This is a genomic window from Nostoc sp., assembly GCF_036917355.1.
Lineage (GTDB): Bacteria > Cyanobacteriota > Cyanobacteriia > Cyanobacteriales > Nostocaceae > Nostoc.
The window spans coordinates 59,477-77,858 of the sequence record NZ_JBALDP010000043.1 but is presented as its reverse complement, the minus strand read 5'-3'; the positions used below and the strand labels follow the sequence as shown (position 1 = coordinate 77,858).

Sequence of the window (18,382 nt, the reverse complement as noted above, 5' to 3'; positions counted from 1 at the left end):
GCAAACTCGGTTTCCGAACTATTCCTCAAGCACAACGCGCACTCTCCAACCAACTCGATAGAGTTTTTTCTTTCTTTGTATGAAACCACCCTGCCCGCCCCTTATCCCCAGAGGGGGCCCCACCTTCCCCTTTACCCCGCCAAGTTTCCTTGGCGAACTACTAGGTAGGACACTAGAATCAACAATGTGTGCAAAATTGAGCCAAGGAAAGAGTTTCATTCTTGATGCTGTGTTGGTTAATAAATCGGGAGTAAAGTTCGGGACAAACTTGAACAGATATATATTTAACTGAGGTTATCTAAAAATTTATGCAGTGTTGTTACTCGGTTGTAGACATAGCCCAACTGAGGCATCGTATTTCTGCGCTATCCCTTCAACAGCAGATTTATTGATTTAGTATGATTGAATCTAATTTGTCTATTCGGTTTTACCGAACAGAAAAATTAGAGTAAACCGTAAAGATTTTCTATCTAATTTCGTACGGGAATCATCAATTAATTGGTGTCAAAAACCGAATTTACAGCAGCTTAAACTATACATAATATGAATATGTAAGCACAAGGTTAAGTGCAAAACTTATTAAACAAAGCTAACTAATGCGAGGAAAAGTTATGACACTAGTTCGTTGGAATCCTTGGAGAGAAATTGACACTCTACAACACCAAATCAATAATTTATTTGAAGATACCAGACTACCATCTGCATTGTTTGACAAAGGCTTAAGCAAAGTTCCGGCTGCTGAAATCCAAGAAACTGAAGATGCGATTCATCTAAAGCTAGAACTGCCAGGAATAGAAGCTAAAGACCTGGATGTACAAGTGACAGAAAATGCTGTTTACGTTAGTGGTGAGCGAAAGTCTGAAACAAAAACAGAGGAAAAAGGTGTTACCCGAAGTGAGTTTCATTACGGTAAATTTCAACGGGTAATTCCTCTATCGGCTCGGATTAAAAATACTGACGTTACGGCAGATTATAAAGATGGCATTTTGAATCTAACACTGCCTAAAACTGAGCAAGAAAAGAATAAAGTTGTCAAGGTTAATTTGGAACAATCTGCTAACTAATGGTTTGCTTGCGATGTCTACAACGGGCTACGCCTACGCACTACTTTACGTGCAATGATTGATTGAAATAGTTAAGAGCTTGGTCATGCGAGTGACCAGGCTTTTTTTTAAGGAATTTAGTGTTGATAAAAACAATTAAAGACTTTCGAGATTTTTAAGCACCTCTGCGGCTGACTGATATCGTTGAGTGAAATCGAAATGTACCATTTTATTTAAAATCATCACTAACTCGTCTGTAGCGTCAGTAAATTCGCGCCAGTGTTGCCAAATCTGTTGATTAGCATCAGCTTCACTTTGGATAATTATTTCACCAGTATTTGTATCTCTACGAAACTCTCTGGGTTCTACCCCAGTTAAGCCTTGTATTCCCATAATTCCCAAGGCATAAATATCGCTGTTGAGTTTTGGCAACCCGCTCATTTGTTCCGAAGGTGCATAATTAGGAGTGCCTATTGAAATTGTCTGAGCTTCTTGCTGCTGGGGTTGAATCTGCTTAACAGCGCCAAAGTCAATTAAAACAATGTGCCCATCTGATTCTCGCCTAATTAAGTTACTAGGTTTGATATCTCGATGGATTACACCATAGCTATGAACAAAAACCAGCACGTTTAAAACTTCTTTGAGTATCTCCACAACTTCAACTTGTTTTAGTCGCTTCCCAGCAGTTAGCTCTTTATCCATAGCATGCCCTCGAACAAATTCTTGCACTAAAGAGAATTGTCGATTTTCTTCGAAAAAAGCTAGCAGTTGGGGAATTTGTGGGTGCTTACCCAAAGTTTCTAAAATTTCTGCTTCCGCGTCGAATAGGCGTCTGACGACATTTAAATATTCTGCATCTTGACGAGGAGGTCGTAACTGTTTAACCACACACTGCGGATTACCAGGACGCTGGATATCGTCAGCTAAATAAGTATTGCTAAATCCGCCAGAACCCAAGGGTTGAGTAATTTTGTAGCGATTATTTAGTAGCGTGCCTGCTGCAATTTCTTGCCCGATGGAATCAACAATTACTGTTGGCGCTTCATTTGAGGCGTTGCCACGCTGCCGTAAAAGATTTTGCAATTCTAGAATTAATTGTTGGTGTTCTTGAACCCGTTGGGTAATTTCTTTTTGCTCTTGTTTGGTTTGATAAGCACTATAGGCAAGAACACTGCCGGCGGTGAATACTAACCCCAACGCCGGAGGTATGACTGGGAACCATCCAGCTTGGGTAAAAATGACAAAATTGGCTCCAAATAATACTGCCAGGGCTGTGACTGCTGCCAATCCTAAGCCTAGTGGATGTTGAATCCGCCATACCAGCAAACCACCAACTAAAGTCCATCCCCATATCCAAAGGACTTTACCCCACTCAGGCAAAAACCAAAATAGAGGTTGTTTGTTCAGAACAGCACTGAGAATTTGACTAACGCTGTGGGCATGAATTTCAATTCCGGCCATTTTGCCGGAATTATCTGACTTCCCGCTAGCAAAGGGCGTATTAAAAATATCATTTAAACTATTAGCTGTTGAACCAATCAAAACGATGCGGTCTTTAACTAAATCTGGTTTAACTTGATTTGCAAGTACTTCTGTGATAGTTACCTGCTGGGCAACCTGATGGCCAGAACGGTAATTAAGCAGGATTTGGTAGCCATTGGTATCTGCTTTTTCATAGCCGCCAGCGTTACTTTGCAGAGGTTTAAATACAGTATTACGTAGTTGTAGTTCCTTTTTGGGCGTAAATTCTAGTTGGATGCCTCCAACTTCTAAATATTTGAGCGCTAGTTGTAAGCTAAAGGAATAGGTACTTTGACAAGAATCGGATTCTTCTGCACTTACCAATAATAGATTGCGGCGAATTGTGGCATCAGTATCTTCTACAACATCATTAAATCCGACTCGCTCTGCTTCAACGCCTTTTGGGGGTGCTACTCCCGGATTGTTAGAACCAGAATGTTTACAGATAGGAATGATGATATCGCTCTGTTGGAGGCGTTGCAGTAGCTTGTCATGACCAGGCGGTACTGGTAAGTCACGAAAAATATCTAGACCAATGACTCGCGGTTGATATTCTTCAAGTTTGCCTAATAGCCGGTCTAGAAGTTCGCTAGACAAGGGCCAATTCCATTTTTGGATATCTTTTTCACTTAAAGCAATAATCAACAGGCGAGTATCTGGGCCTGGGTCGGCACGTAATTGCATCATTTGGTCGTAGACTTTCATTTCTAGAGGCTCGAAAACCCCCAGTTTTTGAATTCCTACTAACAGAAGTGTTGCGATCGCACTTGAAAGCATAACTGGCTGTCTAAATAAACTTTTAAAAGTTACAACCATTTTTTTAAATAGATTTTACTTTAAAATATACGTATATTTTGAGATTAATTTTTAATATCGAAATTATTCTACGCAATTTGCAACTTTTCAAAAAATATAGTAATCATATTTTACTTGCGAACACCAAAATCCTCAAATCCCCGACTTCTTTAAGAAGTCGGGGATATTTTTGTTCGTAACTCATTTAGAATTGTTATATGTGTTTCAGATAATGCACAATCGCCTCTGCTGTTGACAAATTAGTAGCCAATAAAACTTGATTAATAGTGCATAATCTTAACAGTGCTTCTTCATTTGCTTGACCAGGCTGAGGTTGCAGCAAATCTCGCAGGAAAATAACTGCTACAATTTCTCCGGCTCCAACCAATGAAGCAATTGTTTGATATCCTCCAGAAGTTGGTGCGGGGGTTTGTTGACTAATTGTTATCCCTGCCTGCTGATGTAAAACTTCACTAACAGATGGCCAGGTAATTGTAAAACTCTGCGAGAAAAATTCCTGATGTTCGGAAACCAATTCAACAAGCTCTGACTTTTTGCTTTCATGAGCGATGAGTACTATATTTCTTTCAATGATTGCTTGAGGAGACTCACTAATATTTGTTTCTTCTGGAGTTTCCTCAAAACGATCTTCTTCTACTTCAGGAAATTCTTCAATAGTTTGACTGATGCTTTCAGTCGTTCCACTTTCTGGTGTTTCCAAAGATGGAATATCAGCCGAGTCAGAAATTTCACTTATTTGTGCAGCAACACCATCAACATATAGACTAACTTCTTCAGTACTTGCATTACTCAAATCAATGTATTGATTGCTTAAAACTTCCGCAACGGCATCATCAGGTGCAGTTGATGGTTCAGAAACTTCGCTTATTGTTTCATCCACCGCAAAAGCAGGTTCTAATTCCTCAACATCTGCGCTGTCTGCTGCTGTAACTGAACTATCCCAATCTATTGCTTCATCAATGATATCCCGTGTAACTTGGCTCTCCTCCTCTGCTACTTGTGGCTGAATCGCTTCGTTTTCAACAACTTCACTGACTTCTTCTGCGACTGGCGTATCCAAATTCACTACTTCATCGTGAGTAGTTTCGGGAATGTTACTCTCCTCCTCAGATACATGGTGGAAAATATCGCGCGGCTGGACGGAGGTAACTTCTGCTGCTAGTGCTGCCTCCAACTCTGCATTCTCATCGTAGGTAGCTTCGGGAGTGGCGCTTTGTGCAGGAACTTCGTTGAAAATATCACGTGGCTGTACGAAGGTAACTTCTGCTGCTAGTGCTGCCTCTAATTCTGCATTCTCGTTGTAGATAATTTCTGGAGTAGGATTTGTATCACGCTGTTGTACGAAAGTAGATTCTATTGCCAGTGCTGCTTCAAAATCTACAGCTTCATCGTGGTTAGCTTCTGGAAGAACACTTTCCTCTTCAGGAGTTTCAATGATGTTTTCAGGTGCAGCTATAGCGTCATCAGGTTCAGTCAAAGAAACTTCTGAGGCTTCGCTAACTTCTGGAACTTCGACTTCCTCACTATCGGCGCTGACTTCTGGTGTAACTAATGTCCGCAAATCCACAATTTCATCACGAACATCGTGTGGAACTTCGCTGACTGCTTCTGGTGTCTCAACAACAGGGATGACATCATCAGTTTGAGTCGAAACAACTTCTGATATTTCGCGAATTTCTGAGGCAGGAGGTGTTTCTACTTCGGGACTAATTGGCGGTGGAACTTCGCTAACTACCTCTGGGACTGGATTAACAACATTGGCAGCGCTGACATTTTCAGGCGATCGCGATCGAGAAAACAGTGAAGGATCTATAATTCTAAAGACTGTCTCTGGTTGCTCATAAACGGGAGCAACTGCTTCCAAAATCAAAACATAATCTGCAATCCGAATAATATCTCCATCGCTCAAAGAATATGGTCGGTCTTTTTCAGCTTGTTTTCCATTAAATATTGAGCCATTTCTACTGCCAAGGTCAGAGAAGTAGTAATTTCCATTTTTAACAAAAAACTTAGCATGTACCCGACTGATATCAGGGCTGTCTAGGAGTAAATCAGAATCAGGAGAACGACCTATTAGCCATTCTCCTCTCGTTGGAGTTTCTGTGGTAAGGTCAACTTCATTGACTTCACTTAGATTTGGTGAGTAGCTAACTTTTACTTTCATATTAATTTTTGGTTAATTTTATTGATTTCTGCCACCCAGCGCTGACGGGTAGTGTGTTCTAAATTTAAAATATCATCTTGTGACCAGTGGAAATGATAAGCAATAAAAGCTACCTCCTCATATAAAGTATCAGAGGGGTAGCTTACGACTCCCCCGCTAGTTCTAGCTCCACTGAAAATTGAGTATTGCAGTGGGGACATTGTGTCGGAATGTGTACATTGCCTTGTTGATTGATTCGATTGTAAAATTCTCGGAGATAGGCAATGTCATGTAGGAGAAGTCCTTCGAGTAAATCAGGACTCACAGAATTGAAACTGCCCAAGCGAGTGATAACCCTTGCAAGCATTACCAAGACACCGTAAGCCGGATTTTCTTGAACTTTGCGCTCTTGTTGCACCAAAATTTCATCTTTGGCGGTGGCTAAACGCATCACCCCATGACGATGTACTCGTTGTTCGCCATCACTCAATCCTCTAGGAAGAGTGAAAGCAAATTCTGTGCAGAGAGTATCTTTTTTACGGCGCATAGGTTATTTAATTTGGACATTGGGCATTGGGCATTGGGCACTTGTACTGAGTGGAGTCGTTGGCGCAGCCTCTCGTAGAGAAGTATTGGGCATGGGCATTGAGAATAGGGGATGAGTTTTTGAACTCCATTAATGAGGCTTTTAGCTCCATTAATGAGTCTTTGAACTTCATTAATGAGCCTCTGAACTTCATTAATGAGTCTTTGAACTCCATTAATGAGGCTTTTAGCTCCATTAATGAGTCTTTGAACTTCATTAATGAGTCTTTGAACTCCATTAATGAGTCTTTGAACTCCATTAATGAGGCTTTGAACTCCATTAATGAGTTTTTACTCTCTGCTCTCTGCTCTCCTACTCCCTACTTCTCATTTCCAATGCCCAATGCTCGACTCAATTATGAAGAAGTACTTCGGGAGAATTTACTGTATCTTCCGGTATGGAAGTTTCGCCTTCCAAGCCATTGATTCGACGGTAAAAATCTTGGAGATAATTTAAATCTTGGGAAAAAAAGTTTTCCACGATTGCAGGAGTAACTTCTGATAAAGCACCCAAGTGGGTAATCACTCGCGACAAGATAATAATTGTGGCATAAACGGGATTCGCTTTAACACGTGGGTCACGCAAGGGTGCAATCTCGTCTATCGCCGTTGATAACCGCATTACACCTTTGCGATGGAGGTTGCCTTCAGAGTCTAGATACCCCTTTGGCAGTGTAAATTCAAACTCTGTGGGAAACATAATTCTCCTAATTATTTCACGCGTTTAAATTCCTCAAAAGCAACCTCCACCTCCTCAATTTCGATGTCATGGCTGCGGGCGTTGACATCGGCAATCTTGTAACTTGCAGGCCAAGCACCGGCTAACTCAAATCTAGCTACTTCTTGATTTGCCTGATTATAAATAGACAAAGCAACAAGTCTACGTTGCTCAGACCAATTACCCTTTTCGACTTTTTCAAACCACTTCCAAAAATCCATAGAGTTGGTGGTACCTCTACGCAGAATGAGATTACCACTCTTGGGATTGCTAGGAAGCTTAGTTCTCACTACCTGACCTTTTGATTGCCCTTTTGTACCCCAGGTTTGAGAAGTGACTTCAGTAATTTCAATAACCTCTTGTGTTCTTTTAAAGCCTTGACACTCCAAAAAGAAACAATTGGCATCGTTTTGACCTTCTAATGTCAGTTCTAAATAGAACCGATGGGCTGTCAAAACTTCTGGAATTCGGCTTGCGGATTGTACCACTGTTAATTATTGGAAATGCTAATTATTTGATTCGTTTAATTCCTTCGTGAACCAATTCAACAGTCTCATTTGCCATATCACCACCAGAAGCAGTTAAGGTCGGCCCGGTGTATTTACAGGGATAACAATTGACAATGTTCCAGCGTGCTTTTTCTGAGCCTTGTTGGTCGTAAGCAACAACCGAGCCAGTTTTACGATTCTGTGCCCACTTCCGAGGGTCTCCCATGTCTTCGTTACAGTCTTGATACCATTTATACAGGTCTATATCATCAGTGGCGATGACTTTTACTGTAATGTTGGTAAATTTAACAACAGTTGGTGTAGCTTGACGCATTAGTTTAGCGCCTTTAGATGAACCGTGGACTTCTTGCGCTGGTGTATTTTCAACGCCTAGTCCGCTAATTTCTTTAATGAACTTATCAGTAATTCCGTCAGCCTCGAAGTAAAACTTACAAGAGGTTAAAAATTCGCCTGCCATACTTTTAGACTCCTTTGTGTGTGATTAATTTGGGAATGGGAATGGGGAGAGACGCGATAAATCGCGTCTCTACAAGAGGAGAATTCTTGGCTATTCGCTATCTTCAATGCCATTCCATTGGCTGATGCGGAAAACAACAAATTCAGCCGGTCTGACGGGACAAACTCCGACTTCAATATATAAACGTCCTAAAATTCTGGTTTCTGGTGGGTTCAATTCTTCGTCGCACTTGACATAAAATGCTTGGGCTGGAGATGCCCCAAATAAAGCACCTTCACGCCAGATACGCTCTAAGAAGTTGCTCACAGTACGGGTTACACGGGCCCATAAATCTTGGTCGTTCGGTTCAAAAACTACCCACTGAGTCCCCAGTTCTAGGGATTTTTCGATATAGCTAATTAATCTACGCACACTGATGTAACGCCACTCTGTTTTATCTGGCTCAACTAAAGTGCGTGCGCCCCAAATGCGGATACCTCGATTGGGGAAGCTGCGAATACAATTTATCCCCAAGGGATTTAATAGTTCTTGTTCGCGGAAGTTGGTGTCATAGCCCAAACCAATTACGCCTCTGGGAACTTCGTTTGCAGGGGCTTTGTAAACTCCTCTGGTTTCGTCGGTGCGGGCCCAAACACCCATCACATGACCACAAGGAGGTACTAAAATTGGATTACCGCGATCGCGTGGATTCGGTACTTTAATCCAAGGATAATAAAGGGCCGCAAACATCGAACGACGGTTAAATCTATTCAACCATTCCACTACTTGTTGCGGTTTGACGGCTTCCGGTGGCGAATCCAATACAACCATGCGGTTGGGCGGATTGGGAATATCGCCACTGGCAGAACCCTCGCACATACTAATCATCAGTTCGATGATGCCGTGAACTTGATCTAAATTCAGTACTTGCTCTTGATAAGCCCGCATCACATCAGGACAAGCCAGCATTGTGATTTCATCAACTTCAAAGATACCGCGTACCCCGGTGCGATCGTCTCGAACCCCTTCTAAATTTTGCGAAAATCTATCGGGTGGGGCAGCAACAATGGGCGGTGCTAGTTCGTATTGACCATTCACGGGACGACGAGCTAAAGGCTGTCCGCTTTGAGTTATGTCTTCTACGGTGACATACATGGAATTTCTCAATGCCGTCAGCGCATAAGTTGCAACTTGAGCATTAGGTTCGCGGTTCATGCTCAAGTTTTCGTATTCCTCTAGAAGCTCATCTCCCCGACGAATTTGGATGGTAAAATATTCACCCGTATTTGGAGGCGCTTCTCCTTCAGTACCTTCGGGTAAGGCACGGGGCGAACCATCAATAATTACAATATTTACTAATCCACCTGATGCTTGCTCAGGACGTAAAGTAAAGCGGAGGGCTGGACGATTACCTCTAGAGTTGATTCTGAGGGTAGCCGGTTCTGGAGTCGCCGGTCTGGGTGCGCCTGGTAACTGAGTCCCAATGCTTGTTACCCAGCAACGACCGCCACCATTCATAAAGTAGCCGTAGACTGAAAAAGGTAAATAAGCGTTGAAGTCGGTGAAGCCGTCAGAGTTGGGACGGGCAAAATAGTTTAAGTATTGCGTCCAAGTGGTTACTAGCATGGGCTTGTATAACTCAGCCCCACCGCGAACGTCTTCTGTAAAGCCTACAAATCCGGCAACTGCTGTGCTAACACCTTCAATTGGTCGGCTACCCCGGTCAATTTCTTCGATATAGACACCAGGAGCAAAGTAATCAAGTCTAGCCATGAAAGTTTCTCCAAGTCAGTAAAAATCTAAATTATTCAGGAGTTAGAAATATTTCTTTGAAAGTATTACTTTGGTTATCTACCAATGCATTGACGTTTTGAGGTAAATAGCCAGGATGATTCAGAGTCAAAACATAATTACCTAAATGAAGGTCTTCAAAGAAGAACAACCCTTCTTTAGTAGTTGATATGGACTTGTCAGTTCCTCTCACAGCCACTTCTGTCGCTACCAGCGGCAAATTTGTCACCGCACTTTTGACAATACCTGCGATCGCAACTCGTCTGGTTAATACTAGACTGTCACTATCGCGAGACAATTGATTTCGCAAATTGAAAATTCGCTCCCAAACCAAAGGCACTGGAGTCGGTTGTGGCTCGAAGGGTATTGTGACTGTCAAATATAAGGCTGAACGCAATGGCACACTGAGAGCGCTCCATAAAGAGCCAATTTCAATTGGCGGCTCTAAGGCAACTGTCATGTTCAAATTACCATAGCCGCGTAATTCAGGAACCAAAAACTCCTCTTCCAAGGTGCGATGGCGCAACAGCACAGTCAATGCCTCACTAATAAAGTGATGCTCCCCTAAAGCTGTTCTATCCCAGGCTGTTAATAGCAGCGAAACATCAAACCAAGCAGGTGCCCAATTTACAGTGGCAGGTTGTAGAGCGCGTGTTAGCTTGCGTTCTACTTGCCTGCCAGAATGTTGTACCTGCTTACTCTCACGTATATCAAAAATGTATAAATTGAGAGTCGGGCCTGCTCCCTCTTCCCTCCGATTACCAGGATGGCTAAAGTCAATTTGCTCTGTACTGGTAAGTGAGGTTCCTCCAGCGAGAATTTCGGCTAAAGTTTGAAGAACGAAGATAAGCATGAAGGTGTTCTGCTGGTAGCTAATCCAGATGCCTCTACAGTATATGTATCAGCCTTCTAAAGTTAATTAGACTTTTGTCGATATTTTTTAAATGGGGTATTGGGTCAAGAATCCGTAAAGTAGCAACTTCAGTTTGTAGATTAATCTGGAGCAGTTCGTTAATTAGACGTACTACATTTTTTTCTTCTGGGGTGGGTTGAAAAGCATTAGTGTCAAGTTAAGGCAGAAGCCCAAATGTCAAAGGTATATTCATCGAATTCGGGGTGTCGTTTATTGAATTCGGGCAGTCGTTCATCGAATTCGGGGTGTCGTTTATTGAATTCGGGGTGTCGTTTATTGAATTCGGGGTGTCGTTTATTGAATTCAGGTAGCCGATTACTATTTTTGTTCAATTTTAATTTGAGGAGGATAAAACCTAAACACAAAAAGACTTTTCATCCAGTCCCTAGCTATACTAGTTGACCCCAGTGATTTCATCTTAACTTGATACTAATGGCTGAAAAGCCGACCCAAGTAGTCCATTAAGCTAACGAAAGCTTAAATACATCGTAAGCATTTCAGTGCTTAACATCAAGATTAAAATCCTGACTACAAAGTTGTTTACACAGCAAAGTTAGCTTGATACACATGTCAATACAAACCTTAATAATTATTTGTATGAATTATCTCAAAAGAGAACTTAACAAAAAAATAAACATTCCTGAGACTGCATAATTTTATACTGGTCAGCAGAAGGGTAAAAACATTTGGTTGCAAAAAGCGAGTGAAGCTATGACACTAGGCTTTTCTGTACAAAAACTAGACAATGGCTCTAATTATTTGAGTTCCTCAGACATCGAAAGCTTTTGTCAGCTTGAGTCTGAGCAGTTAACTAGTAAGTATCCAATTTTTTTCGCTCGAATTGTTTATCATGATTCATTCTTGAGAGCTAATCAAGAAGTGATAAATTATGGTCAAGACCAAGTTCCTTTTTCCCCAAAAACTTTAGCTTATTTGCGATCGGAAGCATGGCTTACAGATTTTCCGCCTGTTTTGACTTTACAGGAATTTAAACTTAAGGACTTTTCATCCATTTCTTACATTTGCCCCATATCCTATAGAAATCAAAAAACTGAATATATTCAAATAATTACTCATGAACCTCTATCATCGAGTTTACAACTATATGTAAAACGCTCTGCTATGCTGCTGAGTAAGTATATAGATATTTCCTTGGATTATGGCAGACAAAAAAATGAAATTAAACTCCTTGAAGATATCTTACATCGAGTCGGTCATCAATTACGTAACTCTCTAGGACTCATAGGATTGTATGCACATAATTTATGCTTAGGTTTAGAGGATAGCCCTTGGCAAGAGCAAGCAACAATCATCGGCGAAAGTATACAAGATTTAGATACTAATTTAAATGAACTAATTGATTGCGGTCAAAGTGCAAAATTAAGGGTAACACTTCAAGATTTAAGAAGTTTAGTGGTTGAAAGTCTCACAAATTTAGAACCTCTAATTAATCAGAAAAAACTTAAAATATTGATTCCCGATACATCGACAATACTGAAGATAGACAAATTACAAATGAAACAAGTTTTTGATAATATCCTCAGTAATGCCGCTCATTTCAGTCCTAATTCAGGAACTATTACCTGTAGCTGGCAAATTTTCCAAGATGAAGTTTTAATTAAAATCTCCGATCAAGGCCCAGGATTGTCTCAGGAGGATTTACAAAAAATATTTACCCCATTTTATTCCCGACGCAAAGGAGGTACAGGACTGGGTTTAACTATTGCTAAAAAAATTATTCTAGATCATCAAGGAAGTATCTGGGCACAAGTTTTATCAGAAAGTGGGGCACAATTCTCGATGATTTTACCTCGTTTAAGGAGCGTGAATTAATTTATAATTCGTAATTCGTAATTCGTAATTCGTAATTAAAGATATGGCTAATGATAATAATAAACTTTCAGTTTTACTCGTAGATGACGAAGAACGCTTCCGCCAAGGATTACGTACTCTCCTAAATTTTTATAGTATTAATTCTGCGTTACCTGTAGAAGTTATTGGTGATGCAGATTCTGTTGAGCAAGTTTTAAAGTTTACAACCCAGAAGTGTCCAGATTTAATTTTGCTGGATATGCAATTGAAAGGATGTGATGGAATTACAGTTCTGGCACGTCTTAAAGAAGCTGGTTACAGTGGCAAAGTTTTAGTATTGTCGGCTCATCAAGAAGACGATTGGATTTTTAGAGCGATGCAGGGGGGAGCCGCAGGTTATGTCTTTAAAAATCGTGTGGCAACCCAATTATGTGAAGCTATTGACACTGTAACTAGGTCAGAAATTTATCTACCTTCAGAAGTTGCTAGTCGATTTTTCCGGTTTTTTCAGGCTTATTCAGATTCTTGTGTGAAAGCATGTCATGAGGTGCATTTAACTGAAAGAGAGCAAGAGGTTTTATACTGGTTAACTCAAGGTGCTTCTAATGAAGAAATCGCTAAACATTTGTATGTAACAGTTGCTACTGTTAAGGCGCATCTCACCAGTATTTTTGAAAAATTGAAGGTTACTAGCCGGACTCAAGCGATTGTGACTGCCCTCAAGTTAGGATTAGTTCATGCTTGAGCGCGACAGAAGTTGTCGGCGCAATTCACGAAACTTTTTGTATATGGCTTCATTTGAATCTTTTTATCAAGAATACCCCTGTTCGTACAATTCTCCCTTAAGTTGCGATCGCCCCTTCCAAACGGCGCAGCAAATCAAGGGTGCTAAGTTTTGCTTGGAATGTGGTTTTCCAGCAACTTTACCACAGGAGGCTGAGATTAAAGGAAGTCAGGGAACTTATCAAATAACTAGTTTTGTTGGTGTGCGCGGTTTAGGCCGCTTATACTCAGGTGTTCAACTTAAAGACAAACAACCTGTAATCATTAAAGAATACTTGCTCCCCAATCGTTCTTTTAATGAAAGTGAGACTCAAAAGCGGAAAGAGACTTTTAAACGGGTGGGTGGGGTAAGTTTAGCCGATAGTCGAATTCAAAATTTCCGTCTGGTGGAAACTAAAGAAGCGATCGCAGATGAAAAAGGAGAACGCTGTTATCTTATTACTCAAGGAATAGAGTCATCCCAAACTTTAGGTAAGTATCTCATAGAAAAGGGAGCAATGACATCTCTTGAAGTGCGTGAGGTACTAAATCAAGGTTTACAAACTCTCCAGTTTCTCCACACTCAAAAGCTGCGTTTTCCCTCCAATCAAACACAACTGGGTATCACTCACGGCAATATCAATTTAGACAGTACTTTAATTAAAGTAGAAAACAATCAAAAGTTTTCTATATACTTTTGTGATTTAGCTATCTGGGAAAACTTATTTATTCCACCGATTATTCCTCAACCTGCTGCCGCCAGACCTGAGCAAGATTTAGAATCATTAGGATTATTAGCCTTTTATTTATGGGTAGGGCGGACAACTAATTTTTCATCTAACCAGCCTCTCAATCCTAGAGATAATCAACAATGGCCGGATACTGATAGCTATTTAAAGCAGTTCATTTATCGCTTAATTGGACTAGAAACCCCTTTTGAAAGTGCAGAAGCGGCTCGTAAAGCACTACTAGAACTTCCTCAAGAAGATCGTGCTAAAAGTTCAAGTTCAGTGCGTTCGCCAGGTTCTCAAGAAATAAAAAAGCCTTTGCCAACGCCCTTAATTTTGCTAGTAATCCTATTTTTATTACTACTTGGTGGGGGAATTTGGTATTGGCTTTGGGGTAGGAAAACAGATAATCCTAATCAATATATCCAATGGTCTAGACTTGTGCGGAATTTCTCCGAAGTACCCAACGTTCCTTCTGGACAATTTACCTACACAGGAGAAAAAGATAGTACATGGAGTTTTGTTTTAACGCAATTAGTGGACAACAGCCGTTTAGGAGATTTATTGACCAGGCCAAAGCCAGATGCAACAGCAACATTTGACTATAAATCTGTTCTGTCATCAAATATAAATAATCCGATTAAAAGTCTTGAAGAAGTCCAAACAAACAAAAAAGATTTTGCAATTACTAGTTTGGTAGACAACATTACAGATAAACTTGCGAAAAAAGCAGTAGCCTATGATGGGTTACTTGTTTTTGTAGCATTTAATAAAAGAGACTCAAATCTTGCCAATGCTCTTGGGGGGCAAATCAATCTTGAACAATTACGTCAAATTTACACAGGCAAAATTACTAATTGGCAGCAGATTAGTCCCAAACTTCCAAATCTGCCTGTGAAACCTTTTGCCCCAACTGAACCGGAAGCAATCAGTAAATTTCAACAAATAGTTCTGCAAAATGCCCCTCAAGACGAAGCTTTATTTGCAGCGAAAGTTACTAAACTTGATACAACAAAAACCCAAAATCTAATACGCAGTGAAACTTTAGATGGGCGAACTACTGGTATTATCAGTTTTGGGATTATCAGTAAAACTTTGAGTCAGTGTACTGGCTATCCTCTAGCGATCGCAGATGGTAAAAAGTCGGCTATTCAACCTCTATTTCAAAAGCGCGATCGCCGCTCAATTAATCCCTCAGATGATTTGTGTCAACATGATGATTATTATGTTGATGTCACAACTTTCCAAAGCTACGCCTTGGGATACCCTATTTTTGTAGTGTACCCTAAAGACAGCAACCGCCTACCTGGTGGTTCTACATTTGCCCAGATGCTAACTACTCGTCAGGGTCAGTGTTTACTTAGTAAAGTAGGTCTTGTAGCTTTACAACCTATGCCTGATGATATAAAGTCTTATGCCTGCAAATCGGTGCCCTAATCCTAGTTGCGAATATTTTAACCGCGCCCTGCCTAACAATGCTAAGGTTTGTCCCTGGTGTTCCACTCCTCTGGGTAATGTAGTTTCCCCTACACCACAACCGCCTAGTCAACCACCACCTATTCAACAACAACCTAGTCAACCACCTGTTCAGTATCAGCGCCCGCCTACAGAGCAACCTAACTACCAAGCTCCCCAACAAGCTCCTGTTGATTATTCAACAGTCTATCAGCCACGAGTTTCCTATCAACCAACACCGCCTGTTTATACTCCTCCGCCTCAAAGAGCGCCAGCCTTAAAACTGATTCATAGCACTGGTAGAGAATTTCACCTCGTTGGGGAAGGAGGTTATATTGGTCGCCGCAGTCAGAGTCCAGGAATAGCGCCGCCAGAAATTGACTTAACTGGTATTCCCAGTGAGGGAATAGTCTCTCGGCGTCATGCGCGAGTCGATTGGGACTGGTCACAAAATTCCTACATGATTGTTGATATGAGTACAAATGGTATTTATTTAAACAACAATCCTCTGACTCCCGGTATGCAGTATCGCCTACTTAACGGTGATTCACTGCGATTTGGTCAGGATAACCTAGTGAATTTCACTATATATGTAGTGTAGTTTTGGAAAGAGACGCGATGAATCGCCGTCTATACAATAATCAGTCGTTTTGTAGAGACGGCGATTTATCGCGTCTTTGTGATTATTGAAAATTAAGTCAATCAAGCGCTATACATCGTTACAACGATTTTCAATCGCGCACTTGCCTTCTATTGTTTCGCAACACTGACCTTAATTTTAATACCGTCCTCTTCTTGCAGTGCTTGGCGTAGACGATCGCGAACCTCTGTCAAATCTGGTTTTAGTCCGATCGCTAGCTGATAGTATTTGATTGCACCCTTGATATCTCCTGATTGATGGTAAACCTTGCCCAAATCGTAATTGAGTGCAGCATAGCGATCTCGATCCGCTGCGGATAGCTTGTTTTGTGCATAGAGGACGGTTGCGATTCCTACCTCGGCTTCAAGGTAGTTGGGTCGCAGGGCTTGGGCGCTGTAGTAATGTGCAATCGCCTCGTCCAAGTTTCCTTCTTCTTGTAGGACAAATCCTAGATGATAGTGAACTTCTGGTTGGTTTGGATTGAGGACGAGAGATTGCCGATAGTATTCCGTTGCATTTTCTAAATCATCTGCCTGTTTGCAGTGGTTGCCTAATTTATAATTGAGGGCAGCAGAATGCACTTGTTTTTCTAAGGGCAGCTTTCCCTGAGCATAAAGAGCATTCGCTAAACTCACTTCGGCTTCAAGATAGTCGGGTTGCAGGGCTTGGGCGTTTTGGTAATGTGCGATCGCATCGTCCAAGTTTCCTAGTTTTTGAAATGTGATGCCCAGGTGATAGTGAGCATCTGCTAGAGTGGGCTGCATTGTGATGGATTGGCGATAATATTCGATTGCAACCTTGAAATCACCTACCTGTTTTCGTTTGCTACCCAATTCATAGTTTAGGGTAGCGTAATGCAGCTGCTTTTCTGGGGGTAATGTTCCCTGCGCGTAGCGGGCATTTGCCAAAATTACTTCTGCTTCGATGGAGTTGGGCTGGAGTTCTTGGGATTTTTGGTAATGTGCGATCGCAGCTTCCCATTGATTCTGTTGTTGCAACGTATAGCCAAGATTATGATGGATTGCTGATGAAAGCACTGAGGATTCGGAGGGGAGTGCTAAAGCTTGCTGATATGCTGCTTCTGCTTCTGGTAATTGATTTTGAGCTTGATGCAAGTTGCCTAAACTAAACCACGCTTTCACATCTTGAGGTTGCAGTTCAAGGACATCTCTGAACAACTCTTCAGCGATTGAGTATTTTCCTTTCTGATGCATCAAGACTCCTAACCGATAGAGTGCGCCTGGGTGTTGAGGTTGCATGTTCAGAATTTGACGATAGCCTTGCTCTGCTCGATCGAGTCGGTTGGTTTGTTGGTAATGGGCAAAACGGTGGAGCGCTTCCGGAATTGTTCTTAAATTTAGCGCTGGATTTTGGTGCGATCGCTTGGACTGGATCAGCATAGTCTTGATCTGACGGGCTTTGGCTCCAAACGAAAACTTGTATGCCTCGTTGCCCATCAGGAAATCATAGACTTTAAATTTATTGTCAATCGCATATTTAATCCCATAGGCATGAAGAACCAGACCAGAAGAAAACTCTTTCACGGTGTCATCGCGACCTGCCATGAAGAACAGAGCCGTTTTGCGATCGAAATCCATTAGGTTTGCGATCGCGGCCAGCGGTTGTTTCCCTTGCCAGAGAACTGGTAAGTATAAGGTTTGGTGTTCAAAGCTATGACGCAAAACCAAGCCAACGTTCTCTACGATTTTTTTGCAGTAGTCTACGCCTTTTCTGCCTTCCCAATTGGTTTGCCAAAATCCTAAGAGAATCTCTAGATGAACATCTAAATTCTCTGCGTTGACCTGAGTTAGGTGGAACTCGTTGGAGCTTTCAACTTTTCTCAAGAGGCGTCTAATTTTCTGTCGAGTGTTGGAGCTAACGACGGTTTGCAGGTACTGTTCCCAGTCGTCTGGCAAAGCGATGTACGGAACAATACTATTGTCGATTTGATCTACTAAATCGCTCAACCGTTTGTGTTGTACTAATTCAAAGGCTTCTGTGGAGAACTGACCCAGGAACCGGCTCATTCGACATTTGCTCGTTTGAATATTTGCGACTTCAAAAATAGACCAAGTTTCCTCTTGTTGCTGAAGGAATTGGGCAAAGGCATAAGTGACTGCTACTTCGTACTCCGGCAAGCAAATAAACCCAAGATGCTCTGAATCTGCAACTCCCATCATTGAGAGACGACTCTGGAGCCAGCCTTCGGGATGTTCTGCGACCCCAATTTCTAGCGGAAAAAATGCCACATACTCTGAAGTTGGGGTAGTTGATTTTGCCGCTAATATAAACCACGCGGCACGGGAATGGCTACACAATCTTTTCACCACACCAGATAGCCAAGTCCAAGATAAGAAGAATTGAGCTTCAGGATCGGTTTTGTATACGGAGTCCCAATGGTTTTTAATCGTTTGAAACGTTTCAAAATTATCAACGATCTCAATCTCAATTTCGATGTCTTTCATACTGGCTCTCTGGCATATGGAAGGTGAGGCAGTTGCAAAAAATCT

The 18,382-nt window shown here is 41.5% G+C and carries 15 protein-coding genes; 5 read left to right on the top strand and 10 right to left on the bottom strand.

Going from position 1 to position 18,382, the window contains the following annotated elements; translation table 11 throughout:
* Positions 1–611 precede the first annotated feature (611 nt).
* Positions 612–1,064 carry an Hsp20/alpha crystallin family protein gene (locus tag V7K53_RS12615; protein ID WP_335197831.1) on the top strand — a complete coding sequence of 151 codons (453 nt, stop codon included), beginning with the start codon at positions 612–614 and terminating at the stop codon, positions 1,062–1,064.
* Between the two features lie 135 nt (positions 1,065–1,199).
* Here V7K53_RS12615 and V7K53_RS12610 read toward each other — a convergent pair whose 3' ends face one another.
* From V7K53_RS12610 to V7K53_RS12570, 9 genes are all read right to left on the bottom strand, one after another.
* On the bottom strand, positions 1,200–3,380 hold the full coding sequence (locus V7K53_RS12610) for a CHASE2 domain-containing serine/threonine-protein kinase (RefSeq protein WP_335197830.1): 2,181 nt from the start codon (positions 3,378–3,380) through the stop codon (positions 1,200–1,202).
* Between the two features lie 193 nt (positions 3,381–3,573).
* The gene (locus V7K53_RS12605; RefSeq protein WP_335197829.1) at positions 3,574–5,544 is read right to left on the bottom strand and encodes an FHA domain-containing protein; all 1,971 of its coding nucleotides are present in this window, start codon (positions 5,542–5,544) and stop codon (positions 3,574–3,576) included.
* On the bottom strand, positions 5,541–5,744 hold the full coding sequence (locus V7K53_RS12600) for a DUF6760 family protein (RefSeq protein WP_313931140.1): 204 nt from the start codon (positions 5,742–5,744) through the stop codon (positions 5,541–5,543). Before V7K53_RS12600 ends, V7K53_RS12605 begins: the two co-directional genes overlap by 4 nt.
* A complete protein-coding gene (locus V7K53_RS12595; protein WP_094347971.1) occupies positions 5,687–6,070 on the bottom strand; it encodes a hypothetical protein in 384 nt (127 codons plus the stop codon). Before V7K53_RS12595 ends, V7K53_RS12600 begins: the two co-directional genes overlap by 58 nt.
* A gap of 390 nt (positions 6,071–6,460) precedes the next feature.
* Positions 6,461–6,808, bottom strand: coding sequence for a hypothetical protein (locus tag V7K53_RS12590; protein ID WP_335134438.1), 348 nt, complete (start codon positions 6,806–6,808; stop codon positions 6,461–6,463).
* An 11-nt stretch (positions 6,809–6,819) separates the two neighbouring features.
* Entirely contained in the window at positions 6,820–7,314 is a 495-nt protein-coding gene (locus V7K53_RS12585) for a phage tail protein (protein ID WP_292739591.1), read from the bottom strand.
* A gap of 22 nt (positions 7,315–7,336) precedes the next feature.
* Positions 7,337–7,792 (bottom strand): phage tail protein, encoded by a 456-nt coding sequence (locus V7K53_RS12580; RefSeq protein WP_094331970.1) that lies wholly within the window; start codon positions 7,790–7,792, stop codon positions 7,337–7,339.
* Positions 7,793–7,882: 90 nt separating this feature from the next.
* Positions 7,883–9,544: a phage tail sheath family protein gene (locus V7K53_RS12575; protein WP_335197827.1), complete on the bottom strand. Its 1,662-nt coding sequence runs from the start codon at positions 9,542–9,544 to the stop codon at positions 7,883–7,885.
* A gap of 31 nt (positions 9,545–9,575) precedes the next feature.
* A complete protein-coding gene (locus V7K53_RS12570; RefSeq protein WP_099100382.1) occupies positions 9,576–10,415 on the bottom strand; it encodes a Pvc16 family protein in 840 nt (279 codons plus the stop codon).
* Positions 10,416–11,186: 771 nt separating this feature from the next.
* On the opposite strand from V7K53_RS12570, the gene V7K53_RS12565 reads away from it, so the two are divergent.
* The 4 genes from V7K53_RS12565 to V7K53_RS12550 are packed head-to-tail and all read left to right on the top strand — an operon-like array spanning position 11,187 to position 15,833.
* Positions 11,187–12,308 (top strand): sensor histidine kinase, encoded by a 1,122-nt coding sequence (locus V7K53_RS12565; RefSeq protein WP_335197826.1) that lies wholly within the window; start codon positions 11,187–11,189, stop codon positions 12,306–12,308.
* Positions 12,309–12,351: 43 nt separating this feature from the next.
* Positions 12,352–13,032 carry a response regulator transcription factor gene (locus V7K53_RS12560; protein ID WP_335197825.1) on the top strand — a complete coding sequence of 227 codons (681 nt, stop codon included), beginning with the start codon at positions 12,352–12,354 and terminating at the stop codon, positions 13,030–13,032.
* A gap of 43 nt (positions 13,033–13,075) precedes the next feature.
* On the top strand, positions 13,076–15,214 hold the full coding sequence (locus tag V7K53_RS12555) for a substrate-binding domain-containing protein (RefSeq protein ID WP_335197823.1): 2,139 nt from the start codon (positions 13,076–13,078) through the stop codon (positions 15,212–15,214).
* On the top strand, positions 15,192–15,833 hold the full coding sequence (locus V7K53_RS12550; protein ID WP_335197822.1) for an FHA domain-containing protein: 642 nt from the start codon (positions 15,192–15,194) through the stop codon (positions 15,831–15,833). Before V7K53_RS12555 ends, V7K53_RS12550 begins: the two co-directional genes overlap by 23 nt.
* A 149-nt stretch (positions 15,834–15,982) precedes the next feature.
* Here V7K53_RS12550 and V7K53_RS12545 read toward each other — a convergent pair whose 3' ends face one another.
* Complete coding sequence (locus tag V7K53_RS12545) at positions 15,983–18,337, bottom strand: GNAT family N-acetyltransferase (protein ID WP_335197821.1); 2,355 nt, start codon at positions 18,335–18,337, stop codon at positions 15,983–15,985.
* Positions 18,338–18,382 lie beyond the last annotated feature (45 nt).